Annotated in this window: 12 protein-coding genes; 1 reads left to right on the top strand and 11 read right to left on the bottom strand. The window is 64.5% G+C overall.

Going from position 1 to position 15284, the window contains the following annotated elements:
* Positions 1 to 7: 7 nt before the first annotated feature.
* The 4 genes from otsB to FJ418_RS16180 form a co-directional block, all read right to left on the bottom strand.
* Entirely contained in the window at positions 8 to 790 is a 783-nt protein-coding gene (otsB, locus tag FJ418_RS16165; RefSeq protein WP_140867176.1) for a trehalose-phosphatase, read from the bottom strand.
* Complete coding sequence (locus FJ418_RS16170) at positions 787 to 2577, bottom strand: trehalose-6-phosphate synthase (RefSeq protein ID WP_140867178.1); 1791 nt, start codon at positions 2575 to 2577, stop codon at positions 787 to 789. Before FJ418_RS16170 ends, otsB begins: the two co-directional genes overlap by 4 nt.
* Positions 2578 to 2727: 150 nt before the next feature.
* The gene (locus FJ418_RS16175; RefSeq protein WP_140640140.1) at positions 2728 to 4890 is read right to left on the bottom strand and encodes an amylo-alpha-1,6-glucosidase; all 2163 of its coding nucleotides are present in this window, start codon (positions 4888 to 4890) and stop codon (positions 2728 to 2730) included.
* Between the two features lie 141 nt (positions 4891 to 5031).
* The gene (locus FJ418_RS16180; protein ID WP_140867182.1) at positions 5032 to 6090 is read right to left on the bottom strand and encodes a glycosyltransferase family 4 protein; all 1059 of its coding nucleotides are present in this window, start codon (positions 6088 to 6090) and stop codon (positions 5032 to 5034) included.
* A gap of 312 nt (positions 6091 to 6402) precedes the next feature.
* On the opposite strand from FJ418_RS16180, the gene FJ418_RS16185 reads away from it, so the two are divergent.
* Entirely contained in the window at positions 6403 to 7608 is a 1206-nt protein-coding gene (locus tag FJ418_RS16185) for an ROK family transcriptional regulator (protein WP_140867185.1), read from the top strand.
* A gap of 83 nt (positions 7609 to 7691) precedes the next feature.
* Here FJ418_RS16185 and FJ418_RS16190 read toward each other — a convergent pair whose 3' ends face one another.
* The 7 genes from FJ418_RS16190 to FJ418_RS16220 form a co-directional block, all read right to left on the bottom strand.
* The gene (locus tag FJ418_RS16190; RefSeq protein ID WP_140867189.1) at positions 7692 to 8486 is read right to left on the bottom strand and encodes an ABC transporter permease subunit; all 795 of its coding nucleotides are present in this window, start codon (positions 8484 to 8486) and stop codon (positions 7692 to 7694) included.
* A gap of 2 nt (positions 8487 to 8488) precedes the next feature.
* Entirely contained in the window at positions 8489 to 9346 is an 858-nt protein-coding gene (locus tag FJ418_RS16195; protein ID WP_140867191.1) for a 2-aminoethylphosphonate ABC transporter permease subunit, read from the bottom strand.
* Positions 9339 to 10484, bottom strand: a complete 1146-nt coding sequence (locus tag FJ418_RS16200; protein WP_140867194.1) for an ATP-binding cassette domain-containing protein — start codon at positions 10482 to 10484, stop codon at positions 9339 to 9341. Before FJ418_RS16200 ends, FJ418_RS16195 begins: the two co-directional genes overlap by 8 nt.
* Before the next feature lie 31 nt (positions 10485 to 10515).
* Positions 10516 to 11547 (bottom strand): 2-aminoethylphosphonate ABC transporter substrate-binding protein, encoded by a 1032-nt coding sequence (locus tag FJ418_RS16205; protein WP_140828660.1) that lies wholly within the window; start codon positions 11545 to 11547, stop codon positions 10516 to 10518.
* Between the two features lie 256 nt (positions 11548 to 11803).
* Complete coding sequence (locus FJ418_RS16210; RefSeq protein ID WP_140867197.1) at positions 11804 to 12814, bottom strand: NAD(P)-dependent oxidoreductase; 1011 nt, start codon at positions 12812 to 12814, stop codon at positions 11804 to 11806.
* A 5-nt stretch (positions 12815 to 12819) separates the two neighbouring features.
* Complete coding sequence (locus FJ418_RS16215; RefSeq protein ID WP_140867200.1) at positions 12820 to 14166, bottom strand: aspartate aminotransferase family protein; 1347 nt, start codon at positions 14164 to 14166, stop codon at positions 12820 to 12822.
* Positions 14163 to 15281: a TIGR03364 family FAD-dependent oxidoreductase gene (locus tag FJ418_RS16220; RefSeq protein ID WP_140867203.1), complete on the bottom strand. Its 1119-nt coding sequence runs from the start codon at positions 15279 to 15281 to the stop codon at positions 14163 to 14165. The genes FJ418_RS16215 and FJ418_RS16220 overlap by 4 nt, the downstream gene beginning before the upstream one ends.
* Between the last annotated feature and the right edge of the window lie 3 nt (positions 15282 to 15284).

Here is a 15284-nt window from a genome sequence, read left to right on the forward strand (position 1 = left end):
AGCCGGCTTAGGCGACGAGATTGCGGCTGGCCGCTGGCGTGGCCGGCTTCCCGAAATTGGCTTCGAGCCAGGCAATGGCGCTCGCGACATCTTCGATGGCGAAGCGCGCCGCGGTCTCGCCTTGCGGCTTGACGCGGATCGAGATCCCACCCGCGGCGTTGACCGTGTCGAAGCCGTTCTCGTCGGACGTATCGTCGCCGAGGAACACCGGGCGCCTGCCGGTGAATGGATCGAGCTGCATGAAACGCCGGATCGCGGCGCCCTTGGCCGCTTCGAGCGGCATCAGCTCGACGCCGGCATTGCCGGCGATCACGCGGTAGCCTTGCGGCAAGCGCGCAAGTGCTGCCTCGACCAATTCCGTCGCCCGCGCCAGAAGCTGCGGGGCGGCTCTCGTGTGGATGGCGAGCACCGGCCCCTTGCGCTCGACATAGACGGCCTTGCTTGCCAGCTCGAGTTCGATCTCGTCGGCGAGCGCCGCCATATCCGCCGGCTCGTCGGCGGCTTCGATCTTTCCGTCCGGCGCGAGCCTGTGTTCCAGCCCGTAGAGGCCGGCGATTCGCAGTTTCAACGGGTCGAACAGATGGTCGACGGCTGCTATCGAGCGCCCTGTGATGAAGGCGAGCGCACCGTTGAGCCGCCGCTCGATCATCTCCAGGAGAATGCGCAACTCCTCGCTGACCGCGACGGCGTCGGGATGCGCCGCATGCTCCAGCAAGGTGCCGTCGATATCGAGGAAAAGCGCCCACCGGCCCTCGGGCAGCGGCGGGGTAAGGTCTGCTTGAATTGTCATCGGAATCCGACTGCCTGTTTGCGTTCGAACATGGAGACGACATTGTCCCCGGTGGGGCCGGTCGGCCGGTCGTATAAGGCGGTGACCCGGTCGAGGTCGCCACGCTTTCTCAGCCGCGCCGCGTCGAGCAGCATGCTGCCGGCCCAGCGGTAGACATTGTTGTCGCGCACGATGTCGCGCATGCGCCGCATGCGCTCGTGCTGCTCGTCCGTTCCCATGGTCAGCGCCTGCAGCATCGTCTCGCTCATCATCGCCGCGTCGTAAGGATTGACGATCAGCGCCTCCAGCAATTCGCGCGAGGCGCCGGCGAAGGTGCTGAGCAGCAGCACGCCCTGCTCGTCGTCGCGCGACGCCACGAACTCCTTGGCGACGAGATTCATGCCGTCATGCAGACTGGTGACGAGGCAGATGTCGGCGGCGCGATAAAGCTCATAGACCGCGGCTTGCGCATGGTGCTCGGCCACCATGACGACCGGCTGATAGGATTTGCTGCCGTAGCGCTGGTTGAGCTCGTCGGCATAGCGCAGGCATTCGTCGTGAAGCTGCTTGTAGGCAGGCAGCGTGCCCCGGCTTGGTGCAGCGATCTGCAGGAATACCACGTTGCCGACCGTTTCCGGATGACGGATGAAAAGTTCCTCAAGCGCATGGAAGCGATCAAGGATGCCTTTGGTGTAATCGAGACGCTCGACGCCGACGCAAAGCTTGGCGCCCGCTGGAATTCTGAACCGCTTGCGCACGCGCGCCCTGCACTCCTCGACGCTCGGAAGAGTTTTCAGCAGCTCGACCGGCCACTCGATCGAGATCGGATAGGAATGCACCAGCGTCACCTGGCCGCCATAGGAAATGGCAGCGTCGGCTCGCTCGATCCGGCTTTCCATGAAACGGTCGACGCTTTCGGTGAAGTTGTTGGCGTGGAACTGGGTGTGGAAGCCCACGATCGAGCTGCCGAGCAGGCCGTCGAGGATGCGCTCGCGCCACGGGCAGATGCTGAACACTTCCGAGTTCGGCCACGGTATGTGCCAGAAGGTGATGACGATCGCCTCCGGCAGGCGCTCGCGGATCATGCGCGGCAGAAGCGCGAAGTGATAGTCCTGGACCAGCACGATCGGCCGCTCGTTGCGCGCCTCGGCAACCACCGTCTCGGCGAATTTGCGGTTGACGGCCTCATAGGCCTCCCAGTCCGATTCGCGGAAGATCGGACGCGTGAACGCGATGTGGCAGAGCGGCCACAGCCCCTCATTGGCGAAGCCAAGATAATAGCCTTGATATTCGTCGTCGCTCAGCCAGACGCGGCGCAGCGTGTAGGAAGGATTGCCGGGCGGCACTTGCATACGGTCGTTCCTGTCCACCACCGTCCGGTCCGCGCTGCCGCCGCCATAGGCGATCCAGGTGCCGGCGCAAGCGCGCGTGATCGGTTCCAGCGCCGAGACCAGCCCGCTCGCCGGCACGACAAGCTCGACGTCGCCGTCCCTGGTTTCGTTGTGGATATAAGGCTCGCGATTGGAGACGATGATGACCTGCGCATCCGGCAACTCATCCGCGAGGATCTTGCGCAACGTCTCCGGCGACCATGTAACCAGCGCCGCGTCGACCGACTGCCCGTTCTTCTCGAACTCGCGCAGCACCTTGCGCGCGGCCTCGGTGGCAAAGTCGTCGCCGGAAGCCGGCGAAGCCGCGGCCCTTGGGTGATTGCGGCGGTATCGGGATATCGAAATGAAAATCGCGAATGCGGAAAGTCCAAGGCTTGCCAGAATGAGGACCAGTAACAGAACGCTATATTGTGTCATTGAAATGCCAGGCTGCCTCCGGCTGTCCGCTCTTTTGTTTTTCGTTCTTGCCGGCTGCGGACGGCAGACCGGTCCAGCTGTGCAACGCACGAACCGGCCAGGGGTTCCGACATTTTTCGATTGTTGAACGCGGGCTTGCGACGCCTTCTTCTAAGTCCGCACGATAAGCGGCACCTGGCCTTCATGACGATCGGAAAGGAAGGCGGCGACACGGTCGCCTACCCGCTGGAAGGTCAAGTCGACGACCTTGTCCCCGACGCTCAGATGCCGGAGCATGAGAGTGTCGATACCGATCGGCAGCCTTGGGCGCGTGACATGCAATTCGCCTTCCCAGCCATCGATTTCCAGGCCCAGACAGGCCTGCATCAGCATGAAGGTGGAGCCTGCCGACCAGGCCTGCGGCAGGCAGGCCACCGGATAGGCGATTGGCGCTTCGCCCGGCGCCCGGGCGAAGCCGCAGAACAATTCAGGCAGCCGCATATTGAAATGCACGGCCGATTCGAAAGTACCGCTCATCAGCCGCACCACGCTGTCGCGTTCGCCGTAGCGCGCCAGGCCCACGCCGCAAAGCGCGGTATCGTGCGGCCAGATCGAGCCGTTGTGGTAGGACATCGGGTTGAAGAACACCGCGTCGTCGGCGAGCGTCCGCAGTCCCCAGCCGGAATGGAAGGCGGCCGACAGCAACTGGTCGGCGACCAGCCTGGCGCGCTCGGGCTGCGGCAGCCCGACGAAAAGCAGGTGCCCGGCATTTGTCGTTCGAACCTTGCAGGGCTGGCCCTCGCCATCGATGGCCAAGGCGTAGAAATTCAGGTCGTCCAGCCAGAAATCGCGTTCCACGGCGACCCGCATTTCCTCGGCGCGGTTTTCCCAGTGCTCGGCATCCGCGAATTCGCCGCGGCGGCGCGCCAGCGCCGCCAGGCCGCGGAAGGCGGCAAAGACATAGCCTTGCACCTCGACCAGTGCGATCGGCCCCTTGGGGATGCGGCCGTCGGCGTGGAAGACCGAATCGAAGCTGTCCTTCCACCCCTGGTTGGCGAGGCCGGACTCGGCGGCGCGCTGGTAGGTGACGAAGCCGGTGGCGCGGCTCGCCTCCTCCGTCCATTCGGCGGCAGCCTTCAGCGAGGGCCAAAGCTTGTCGATGAAGGCCATGTCGCCGGTGCGGTCGGCATAGGCGGAAGCCAGATGGATATAGAGCGGCGTGGTGTCGACACCGCCGTAATAGCGGCCGAAGGGAAGCTCGCGCAGCGCCGCCATCTCGCCCTTGCGTGTCTCATGCATGATCTTGCCGGGCTGGGAATCGCTGAAGGGCGAAGTCTCCGTCGCCTGATGCTCGGCCAGAAAAGCCAGCACGCCGCGCGCCAGTCCGGGATTGAGCCAAAGCATCTGCAGGCTCGAGATCACGCCGTCGCGGCCGAACGCGGTAGAAAACCACGGGATGCCGGCATAGGGATAAGGCCCGGTCGAAAGCTCGGTGGTAAGCAGCGCCACATCGGCGCGGGCGCGCTCGACCCAATCGTTGAACACGCGCCCCGAGCTGTGCACCGTGGCGCCGTGCCTGCGCTTGGCGCGCATGCCGAACCGCGCGCGCGCCGCCGCGGCGCGGAAGCGGTCGCGATCGGGCGCGTCGGCGACCGCGGGGCCGACCTCGACGTAAAGCACCTTTTGACTGCGCTTGGTCACGGCGATGAGGAAATCGGCGCGGTTGTCGCTCAACTGGTCTGGCGCCTGCGAAAAGGAGATTGCCGAAAGTCGCGGCAAACCGTCCAGGCCATCATAGCCGAGCAGGACCGAGGTCTTGTCGGTCTTGGCGATATGCGTGGTGCCCCGCTTCACCCGGGTGGAGCCGCGCACCTCGAACATGTCGCGAAAGTCGGCGGCGAAATGCAGCGAGGCGGTGATGGTGGAATGCTCGCGGCTGTAGTTGGAAAGCGTGATGCGCTCGAACAGCCTGTCCTGCCAGATCAGCCTGACGCGCTCGATATGGATCGCGCCCTGCGGCATATCGCGGCCGGCAGCGCTTTGAATAGGCAGGTTGGTCAGGTTGGACGTGAACAGCACATTGTCCTGGCTGAGCGATGCGCCGAGCAGCGACATCGGCCTGCCGCCGATGGTCAGCCGGAATTCGGACAGCACGCGCGTGTCATCGCGGAAGAAGCCGTCGCCGGCGCCCCTGATGTCGCCATAGGCGTCGGCGACGGCGAAGCAGTCGCCCTGCTTGAGAGCAAAAAGTCGGTGCGGTTCTCGCGGCGCCGTCTCGTCGAGCGAGGAAAGGGCCACGGCAGGATCGAGCTTGCGCTCGTCGAGCTCCGTCATTCGTCACCTCTTTCGGTTGCCCCACCCTAGAGCATGATGCCGAAAAGTGTGAAGCGGTTTTCGGACGACATCATGCTCTATCTCTTTGATTTAGAGGCCGGATTCAGACTTCAGGTCGAACAGGCCTGAAATCATCCAAGGTCAGGAGGCCTTGGCCTCCGGCATGCCGGTCAGACGCATATAAGCAGAAAGGTAGTCGCGCGCCATTCTTGTCGCCGAGAACCTTTTCTCGAAGACTGCCCTCACTTGCCGCCGGTCGAGTTCGAGAAGCGCGGGCATCGATGCGACCGCATCGTCGACATTGGCCACGACGAAGCCGGTGACGCCATTGTCGACGATCTCCGGCAGGGCACCGTTGTTCCAGGCGATCACCGGTGTGCCGCAGGCCATGGCCTCGATCGCGACGAGGCCGAACGGTTCCGGCCAGTCGATTGGGAACAGCAGGCCTGCCGCGTTGCCCAGGAATTCGGCCTTCTCGTCTTCCGTGATCTCGCCGACATAGTCGATGCGGTCGCCATCGATGAGCGCCTCGATGTTGTCACGAAAATAAGCGCGGTCGTCGTCGCCGATCTTGGCCGCCAGCTTCAACTTCAACCCGGACCGCCGCGCGATCTCGATGGCGCGGTCCGGCCGCTTGTCGCGGGACAGGCGTCCGAGGAAGGCCAGATACGGCTCTTCCGCTTGCGGCTGATAAGTCGGCTGATAGGCATCGAGCGGCAATCCGTGATGGATCGTGGCGAGCCAATTCGCATCGGGCAAACCGCGCTTCTGGCTTTGTGAAATCGAGATCATCGGGAAACGCGGAAAACGTTGGTACGCCGGCGCCAGGTCGACATAGTCGAGCCGGCCATGCGGCGTCGTCACCGTGCGACCCGCAATCTCTTCGAAAAACGGAAAATGCAGGAAGTGGCTGAGATGGAAATGGATGACGTCGAACTCGCCGGCGCGCTCGCGCACATCGGCGAGCATCGCCAGATGCGCGGCGATTTCCGATTTCTTCGGCCGCGGATCGAGGCGGATCGCCTGGTCGCGACCCGGCACCAGTCGCGCCGATGTCTCGCTGTCGCCGCTCGCGAACAGCGTGACGTCATGCCCGAGCCCGACCAGCGCTTCGGTGATGTAGAAGACGATCCGCTCGGTGCCGCCATAAAGTTTCGGCGGCACGGATTCATAGAGCGGCGCGACATGGGCTATGCGCATCGGGTCCCTCAACTGCTGACGCGAAGCAAAATGCGTCAGCCGCGAGATCGTTCCTGCCCAATTGGTCGCGGGTCAAAGCAATTCCAGGAAAAGTGCGAAGCGGTTTTCCGTCCGGAATTGCGTAAAACAATCTAGGCTCAGGACTTACGACCACGCCGCGCCAGCATGTTCACCACCACCAAATTCCGATATTTCGGCTGCGAGCCTGCGGGCTGGCCCAGGCTTTTGACCAGCTACTGGTCGTCGATATAATTAAATCAACTTGATTTTCTAAAGTAGCAATCTACAGTTTCCGTGACTGGTAACGACCGCATGACCATCAAAAAAGCCATCTCCGGCACAAATCTCGAGCAGGCGAAATCGCACAATCGGCGCGTTGTGATCGAAGCGATCCGCGTCAACGGCGCGCTGTCGCGAGCCGCGATCGCCAGGCTGACGGCCCTGTCGTCGCAGACCATCTCCAACATCGTCGAGGAATTGGAAGCGGCCGGGCTGCTGCGTCCGGAAGCAACGCTGAAAGGCGCGCGCGGCCAGCCTGCCGTTCCCTACTCCATCAACCCGGATGGCGGTTATTCGATCGGCCTGCAGCTCGACCACCAGCTAGCCGTTGGCGTCGTCACAGATCTTTCCGGCGCCGTGCGCGCGCGCATCGAGAGACATGTCGACCGGCCGACTCCCACTGAGGCCATGCCCCTGCTTGCCGCGATCTCAAGCGACCTGATCGCAACGTGCCGACTGGACCGGACAAGACTGCTTGGCGCCGGCATGGCGATGCCCGGGCCGTTCGGCGTCGAAGGCATGACTTCGGTCGGCCCGACGGCCCTTCCCGGCTGGCACGACTTTCCGGTCGCCGACGAACTGGAACGGCTCACAGGCATCACCGTCACCGTCGAGAACGACGCCACGGCGGCGGCCATCGGCGAGCGGCTTTATGGCGTTGCACGCAAGCTCGGCAGCTTTGTCTATCTCTTCATCGGGACGGGCCTCGGCGCCGGCCTTTTCCTCGACGGCCATCTCTACAAGGGCTCTCGCCACAATGCCGGCGAGATCGGCCACATCATCGTCAAGCCAGGCGGCCTGCCCTGCGATTGCGGCAAGCGCGGCTGCCTCGAGCGCTACGTCTCGCTGCGCGCTGCCTATGACAAGCTCGACCTGCCGGATCCCGACCATGCCTCTCCCGACTTGCTGGAAGAGCTTTTGGCAAAAGGTGACAGCCGGTTCGAAGCCTGGCTCGCCGAGGCGGTCGATCCGCTGCGGCAGGCGATCGATATCCTGGAAATGGCGCTCGATCCCGAGACCGTCGTGCTCGGCGGCTTCATGCCGCTGCCTGTGATCGAGGCGCTGGCCGGCCGGCTCGAACCGCTCCATCTCTCTGTGAGCTCGACCAGAGCCCGCGTCGCGCCACGCGTCGTGGTGGGCGCCGCGGGAAAGGACACCTCCGTCCTCGGCGCCGCGGCCTTGCCGATCTTTTCGGAAACCAATCCGCAGTTCGACGTGCTGCAGAAGCCGGTGGGCTAAAGCAATTCCAGGAAAAGTATGACGCGGTCAGGCTCGGCGGCTTCGCCGTAGCCTTCCGTCCGGAATTGCGTCGAAACAAGGCACTATCGCGTCTGGCGTCCGGTCAGCCGCTCAAGCCCGAGCAGCAGCAACAGCGTCACGGCGACGAGCACCATGGTCAGCGCCGCGCCCGCGAAGACGTCGCCGCGATCGGTCAGGCTGAAGATCGATACCGGCAGCGTCACCCAGCCCGGCGGATAAACCATCACCGTCGCGCCGAGCTCGCCCATCGACAGCGCGAAGCTCAAGCCGAAGGCGGCGACCAGGTAAGGCGTGAGCAATGGCAGTGTGACATGCCAGAGTCGGTACGCAGGACGCGCCCCGAGGCTCGACGCCACTTGCTCGAAGTCCGGCGAAAGCCGCGCCAGCCCGGCCGAGACATTGCCGAAGGTGAAGGCCGAGATCAGCACGAAATGCGCGATCATGACGATGGCGATCGTACCGTTGAGCAGCAGCGGCGGATGGCTGAAGGCAACCAGCAGGCCGAGACCCACGGACACCGAAGGCACCGCGCTTGGGATGAAGAACAAAAGCCCGAGCACTCTCGCCAGCGTGGCGTCCTGGACACGCAGCGCGAGCGCCGCCCAAGTGCCGCTGGCCAGGGCCAGCGCGCTGGCAAGACAGCCGGTGATCAGACTGGCCTGCATCGCTTTCCACGCGGCGCCCTGCATGACATCGCTATAGTGTTCGACCGTCAGTCCGATCGGCAGCACGCCGTTCCACTGGTCGGCCAGGCTGGAGAGCAGGATGACGGCGAGCGGAGCCAGGAACAAGACGCCGAACAACAGCGCGAAGACTGTCCAGATCAGCATGCGACCGGGGCGCGACCAGACCAGCATCTTTATGCTCCCAGCCGGCCGGCGGCGAACCGGTAGAGGCCGAACAGCCCGAGCGACAGCGCGATGTTGATGACGGCGATGATGCAGGCGACCTGGTAGGCCGATTCCTGGATGGCCTTGCTGTAGATGAGCAGCGGCAAAGTGATGACGCCCTTGGCGCCGATGAACAGCACGATGCCGAATTCGTTGACCGTCAACAAAAGGCAGAGGCTGCCGCCGGCAATCAGCGCCGGAACGGCGGCGGGCAGAATGACCTGGCGAACGATGCGGAACGGCCGCGCGCCAAGCACGCTCGCCGCTTCGATCTGGCCGCGATCGACCAGCGAAAACGCGGCGAGCAGCGGACGCAGCACGAAGGGCGAGTAGACGGTGACCTCGGCCAGGATCACGCCCCAGGTCGAGTAGAGGAAGTTGACGGGCGGCCCCTGCAGCGAGAACAATTCCATCAGCCCGGCGTTGAGCATGCCGGCCGAGCCGTAGAGGAAGGTGAAGGCAAGCGTCACCAGGAAGGTCGGCAAGGCGATGAAGGTGTCGATCAGCCGGGCGATCACGCCGCTGCCGGGAAACGGCACGAAGGCGAGGATCAGCCCCAGCACCAGCCCGACGATAAGGCATCCGGCGGTCGCGGCGACCGAAATGGTGATGGTGTTGATGAGCGCGTTGAGGAAGAAGCGCGCATGCAGCACACGCACGAATTCGGCGACATTGGCCATGCCGCTGTCGTCGGTAAAAGCCTGCTGGACGATCAGCATCAGCGGATAGAAGAACAGCAGCGCTAGCAGCGCCGCCGGCGGCACGATCCAGAGCCGGCCGGGCACCTTTCTGGTTATCTGCGCGGGAAGGACGGCCGCGTCAGCCACGGACGTCTTCCGGAACGAGCGAGGTGTCGCCGGGCGCGAAGAACAGCGGCATCGCCGAGCCGCGCTCCGGCAGGCTCACCGGCAGCCTGGTCGCCGAGACGCGCACCGGCGTGCCGTCGACATCGAGCACCAGATGGGTGAGTTCGCCCTGCCAGTGCACTTCCTTCAGCGTGCCGACGATCCGGTTGGTGTGTTCCTCGTCGCCGGTGAGGCTCAGATGCTGTGGCCTGATGCAGAGCAAGGTCTTGTCGCCGGGCTTTTCGCCGCGCGCGGCGCCCGCAAGCACGGCATCGCCGAGCTTCGCCTTGGCCAACCCCTTCGGCCCGGCGCCTTCCGCGACGGTCACCGGCAAAAGATTCGCGCGGCCGAGGAACTCGGCCGTGAAGCGGTTCGGCGGTCGGCGGTAAAGCTCCCCCGTCGGCCCGTGCGAGGACACCCGGCCGTCGCGCATTATGGCGATCTTGTCGGCAAGCGTCAGCGCTTCGGTCTGGTCGTGGGTGACATAGAGGATCGTCAGTCCAGGCAGGTCGCGATGCAGCTTGGCGATCTCCTCGACCATGTTGCGCCTGATCTGCGCGTCGAGTGCCGAAAGCGGCTCGTCGAGCAGGAGCACGCGCGGCCTGACCGCAAGCGCCCGCGCGATGGCGACACGCTGCTGCTGGCCGCCGGAAAGCTCGCGCGGATAGCGTTTGGAAAAGCCCGACATGCCGACGGTCGCAAGCGAGTCCTTGACGCGCTCGGCAACCAGCGCCTTGTCGGCGCCTTGGGCTCTCAGACCAAAGGCGACGTTGTCTTCGACCCGCATATGCGGAAACAACGCGTAATTCTGCACCACCATGCCGAGCCCGCGCTCATAGGGCGGGAGATCGGTCACGTCGGTGGCGCCGATGCGGATGCGGCCGCTGGCCGGCCGGACGAAGCCGGCGACGGCCCGGAGCGCCGTCGTCTTGCCGGAGCCGGAGGGCCCGATCATCGCCAGGATCTCGCCAGGCGCGATGTCGAGCGTCAGCGGATGCAGCACGACATGCCCGCCATAGGCGACACTGACCTTGTCGAAGTGGACATTGGAGCCGGCGCCGCGAATTTTCGCGGCGTCGACGTCCATGACATTGCTTCCCGTGAAAGCGGGCACCGACATGGCTGCTCCTCCGGATTTGCCCACCAGGAGATCAACTTCCCGTCGCTTCGTTCCACTTCTTGACGTAGTCGGGCAGCTTGGTGAGCGCATCGTCCCAGTTCGGCGCCCAGATGGTCACGCCCTTCATCGCCTCCTGCGCCTTGGCGAAATTGGTGTCGTCCGGCTTCACGTCCTTGCGGGCCGGCATGCCGAGCGCGACCGAGCTTACCGTCGACTGCGCTTCCTTGGACAGCAGGAACTCGATCAGCTTCTTGCCGTTGTCGCTGTTGGGCGCGCCGGTGACCAGGCCGATTTCATAGGGCAGCGCGAAGGTGGAGCGGGTGCCGTCCGGACCCGCGGGCCAGAACACCTTGATGTTCGGATTGTCGGCCATCTGCGACATGTTCATCTGTAGGTCGCCATTGGCCACATGCAGTTCGCCCTTGTTGACCAACGCGGTCAGCTTGCCGGTCGAGGCGGACGGGCCGACATTGTTGTCCTGCAGCTTCTTCATGAATTCGAAGCCCGCATCCTCGCCGCCGAAGGCGTGGATGATCTCAAGCATGACAGCGGTGCCGTCGCCGGCCTGGCCGGGCGTCGAATACTGGATCTTGCCCTTGAATTTCGGATCGAGCAGGTCGTTGTAGCTCTTCGGCGCTTCCGACAGCACGGCGCTGTTGTAGATGAAGTTCATGTAGTTGTTGACCAGCGGCCGGTACTTGTCGGTGCCGCCATCGATCTGGTCGGAGCCTTCGGGCTTGAAATCCTGCAGCAAGCCGTCGGCCGCGGCACGCTGGATGAAAGGCGGCAGCGTGACGAGAACGTCGGCCTGCGGGTTCGACTTCTCCTTGGCCACGCGTTCGACGACGCCGCCCGAACCGCCCTCGATATACTGCACGGTGATGCCGGTGGCCTTGGTGAAGGCGGCGAATTCGGTCTCGTACCAGCTGCCATTGCCGTCATGCAGGCCATCGGCCGAGTAGATGGTGACGACGCCGTCGGCGAAGGCCGGCGCGACGAGCGCCGACGAGCCCAACAGTGCCGCGGTAAAGGCCAGAGCTACGGTGAGATTTCGCGATTTCATGGTCAGTTCCCCTTTGATTGAAAGGCACAATCTGCGACGCACTCGTGATGGCATTGGTCGGCCCGCCAAGGGCTCAGTAGCGCTGGTGCATGTCGTCGTTGTGTCAACTTTGAGGGTCGCCGATCGATAAGTAAAATCTATTTATTTTATGACAGGAAAGTCTCTGCTGATATTTGTCACGGAACTGTCGCATGGCCGTTGCAGGCGTGTTCTCCTGCACTCCTGGTTGCAATACCTCACGGAAATGACGGATTCTTCAGCGAAATTCGACGCCCGTCGTCTGCGCGCGCAAGCGCGGGTCGCGCGAGCGGATCGTTACCGGCCGACCTTCGAGCAGCTCGAAACAGCGGGCCAAAGTGTCATCCTCAAGCCGGCGCATCGCCTCATGCGTGAAGAAGGTGAGGTGCGGAAACAGGATCACATTGTCGCGATCGAAAAGCGCGCTCATCGGATGACCGGACCTGGCCAGCGGCTCCAGCGAGTAGACGTCGAGCCCGGCTGCGGCGATGCGTCCGGCAACGGTCGCTTCGACAAGCGCTGCCTCGTCGATCAGCGCCCCGCGCGAGACGTTGATGAGGATGGCCGAAGGCTTCATACAGGCGAGTTCTCGGCCGCCGATCAGGCCGCGTGTCTGCTCGTTCAGGACGCAGTGGATCGACACGAAATCGCAGGCGCCGAGCATGGCATGCAAATCGTCGATCTTCTCGATCCCTGCATCTTGCATCGTCGCAGCGTCGATGCCCGGATCGTATCCGAGCACCCGCGCCCGAAACCCCTGCCCCGCCATGCGCGCCATGCTGCGGCCGATCTTGCCGCAGCCGACCAGGCCAAGCGTCGATCCGGAGATGTCGCATCCGAGCCAGCGCTGCTCGGGCCAGATCCAGCCGTCGCGCGAGACAGCGGCCGTGATCGCCGGCAGCCGCTTCGCCAGCGCGATCATCAACGCGAAGGCCCCTTCGGCAACCGTCTCTTCCGCATATTCGGGAACATTGACGACGGGAATGCCGCGCCGCATCGCCGCCTGGATGTCGATGGCATCGATGCCGACGCCGTATTTGACGATGCCCTTGAGATTTCGCGCGGCCTCGATGACGCGCGCGGTGACCGGCGTGTAGCACATCAGGATGAGATCGGCGTCGGCGACCGCCGCCATCAGCTCGGCTTCCGGAATTCCGTCCGGCAACGTCACCAGTTCGACACCGCGCGCCCTCAGGCCCGCGTCGATCCCCGGGCATTCGAGTTCCCTGTCGGTGCGGACAGCCTTCATCGGGTTCACGCCGCCAGCACGGCGGCCTCGACGATGTCGAGCGCCCGGTCGAGATCGGCGCGCGCAATCACCAGCGGCGGCGACAGCGTCAGCACATTGCCCTGGCTGATCTTGAAGCTCAGCCCCTGGTCGAGGCAGCGATAATAGATCCGCTCGGCAAGGGCCCGCGCCGGGGCACGGCTTGCCTTGTCCTCGACCATCTCGACGCCGAACATCAGCCCCCTGCCCCTGACGTCGCCGACGAAAGGCGAGCGCCGCATGAGGTCGTTCATACGCGCCAGCGCATGGGCGCCAAGTTCGGCCGAGCGCTCGACCAGGCCTTCCTCGCGGACAATGGCGATGGTGGTGAGCGCGGCGCGCGCCGTCACCGGGTTCTTCTCATGCGTATAGTGGCCGATCGCATAGTCGCCGGCGACGTCGAGATCGCGCCGCGCGATCACCGAGGCGATCGGCAGGATGCCGCCGCCGAGCGACTTGCCGAGCACGATGATGTCGGGCGTCACGCCGTCATGCTCGGAGGCGAAGAATTTTCCGGTCTTGCCAAGGCCGGTCGGGATTTCGTCGAAGATCAACAGCGTGCCGTGCCGGTCGCAGGCCTCGCGCACTGCCTTCCAGAAGCCAGGCGCCGGCACCAGCGGCGTCGCGCGCATCGGCTCGGCGATGAAGGCAGCGAAGTCGCCCTCGCGCCCCAACACGTAAGCGATCATGCTGGCGCACGCGCGCGCCGAGTCTTCCAGCGAATTGGTGCCGTACGGGCAATTATTGGGCGCCCAGGGCGCGACATGCTCGGCGCCGGGCAAAAGCGGCCCGGCGATGCCGGAGCGGAATGTCGCCTCGCCGCCGACGCTGGAAGCACCGAAGCCGGCGCCATGAAACGCGTCCCAGAACGACAGCGTCTTGAACCGGCCGGTGGCGGCGCGCGCCAGCTTCAGCGAGACCTCGATCGCGTCCGACCCGCCGGTCGTGAACAGCACCTTGCCGAGGTCCCCCGGCGCCAGCTTGCCGAGCGTCTCGGCAAGCTCGACCGCCGGCTCGCAAGTGAAGCGGCGCGGCGAGAACGGCAATTCATCCATCTGCTTGGCGATCGCTTCCTTGAGTCGCGGATGGCCGTAGCCGATATGGTGGACGCTGTTGCCGTGGAAATCCATGTAACGGCGTCCCGCCGTGTCCTCGATCCAGATGCCTTCGGCCTTGGCGATGGCCGAGACGCAGGGGCTGGAAAGACTCTGGTGCAGGAAGGCGTCGGCGTCGCGACGCAAAAGCTCCTGCGAAGGCGCGTGGCTCTGCCTCGCGCTCCATTCCTGTCGGGCGGCGGCCTTGTTGGATTCGCCTTCGGTATGGATGAGCGTCATTGGCCGAACAACTCCGTTATGGTCTCCTCGCCAAGCCCGAAGCCGGTGCTGGCGCCGGTGCCGCTGGTGACGATCACCAGCCGCACGTCTTCATGCGGGGTGTCGCGCAACACGGCATTCTTCGCTGAAGCGTAATATCCCGTCCAGCGCGCAAGCACGTTCGGCACCGTGCCGAACAATGTCTTGAATTCATCGAGGATCAATTGGTCGACGGCTTCCGATCCGAACGGATCGAGCGTGAGCCCATAATGATGGGAGTCGCCGACGACCAGCGAACCGTCAGCGCGCTGCACGACGATCAGGTGAACGCCGTTGGCCAGCGCGGCTCCGCGCTGCTCGCCCAGCTTGCTTCGCAGCACGGCGGCCTCAGGAAGGCCGGCGAAACCGCCATAGCGCAACAGGCTGAGATCGGACATCAGCGCCGACTGGAGCCGGAAACCGGGGGCAGCCAGCCGCAGCATCTGCAGCTTGCAGCGCTGCACGCCGTGCTTGCCGATCAGTTCCGGATAGAGCGACGAAAAATCGTCGCCGGGACAGACGACGACCTTTTGCGCATGGACACGTCCCGCGCTGGTTTCGACGAAGGGCGGCGCGATCTCGGTCACCGACACGCCGGTGCGGAACACGACGCCATGCTTCTCAGCCAGGAACGATGCCAGCCGCGGCAGCGCCTCGCGTGACTCCACGCGCAACTCGAACGGGCTGTAGAGCCCGCCGATGGTTGCTTTCTCGTCAAGGCCAGCCTGCTGCGCGACCACTTCTCGCGCGGTCAGAAGCCCGCACGCGCTGCCATGCTCGCCAGACTTGAACGTCTCGAGCAGGGCCAATGCTTCCGGCCGCTGCGCCACGATCAGCTTGCCACGGTGCAGGATCTCAATGCCCGCCTCATTCGACAGCTCGAGCCAGATCTCGCGGCTGCGTTCCGCCAGCCGGCGCGACGGGCCCGACTCCTGTCCCGTGACGACGACCAGGCCGAAATTGCGGATCGAGGCGCCGTTGGCCTGGCGGTCGCGATCGATGACGACGACGCGCAAGCCGCGGCACGCCGCCGCGAGAGCATGAGCCAGCCCAAGAATGCCGGAGCCGACCACGGCAAGGTCGAAACTGTCCTTCACGAC

The organism is Mesorhizobium sp. B2-8-3, from assembly GCF_006440815.1.
In the GTDB taxonomy this organism is placed as follows: domain Bacteria; phylum Pseudomonadota; class Alphaproteobacteria; order Rhizobiales; family Rhizobiaceae; genus Mesorhizobium.

What these genes read in the sequence shown, in the direction of transcription:
- otsB (WP_140867176.1), bottom strand. Translation starts at nt 790, where the DNA reads ATGACAATTCAAGCAGACCTTACCCCGCCGCTGCCCGAGGGCCGGTGG.
- FJ418_RS16170 (WP_140867178.1), bottom strand. Translation starts at nt 2,577, where the DNA reads ATGACACAATATAGCGTTCTGTTACTGGTCCTCATTCTGGCAAGCCTT.
- FJ418_RS16175 (WP_140640140.1), bottom strand. Translation starts at nt 4,890, where the DNA reads ATGACGGAGCTCGACGAGCGCAAGCTCGATCCTGCCGTGGCCCTTTCC.
- FJ418_RS16180 (WP_140867182.1), bottom strand. Translation starts at nt 6,090, where the DNA reads ATGCGCATAGCCCATGTCGCGCCGCTCTATGAATCCGTGCCGCCGAAA.
- FJ418_RS16185 (WP_140867185.1), top strand. Translation starts at nt 6,403, where the DNA reads ATGACCATCAAAAAAGCCATCTCCGGCACAAATCTCGAGCAGGCGAAA.
- FJ418_RS16190 (WP_140867189.1), bottom strand. Translation starts at nt 8,486, where the DNA reads ATGCTGGTCTGGTCGCGCCCCGGTCGCATGCTGATCTGGACAGTCTTC.
- FJ418_RS16200 (WP_140867194.1), bottom strand. Translation starts at nt 10,484, where the DNA reads ATGTCGGTGCCCGCTTTCACGGGAAGCAATGTCATGGACGTCGACGCC.
- FJ418_RS16205 (WP_140828660.1), bottom strand. Translation starts at nt 11,547, where the DNA reads ATGAAATCGCGAAATCTCACCGTAGCTCTGGCCTTTACCGCGGCACTG.
- FJ418_RS16210 (WP_140867197.1), bottom strand. Translation starts at nt 12,814, where the DNA reads ATGAAGGCTGTCCGCACCGACAGGGAACTCGAATGCCCGGGGATCGAC.
- FJ418_RS16215 (WP_140867200.1), bottom strand. Translation starts at nt 14,166, where the DNA reads ATGACGCTCATCCATACCGAAGGCGAATCCAACAAGGCCGCCGCCCGA.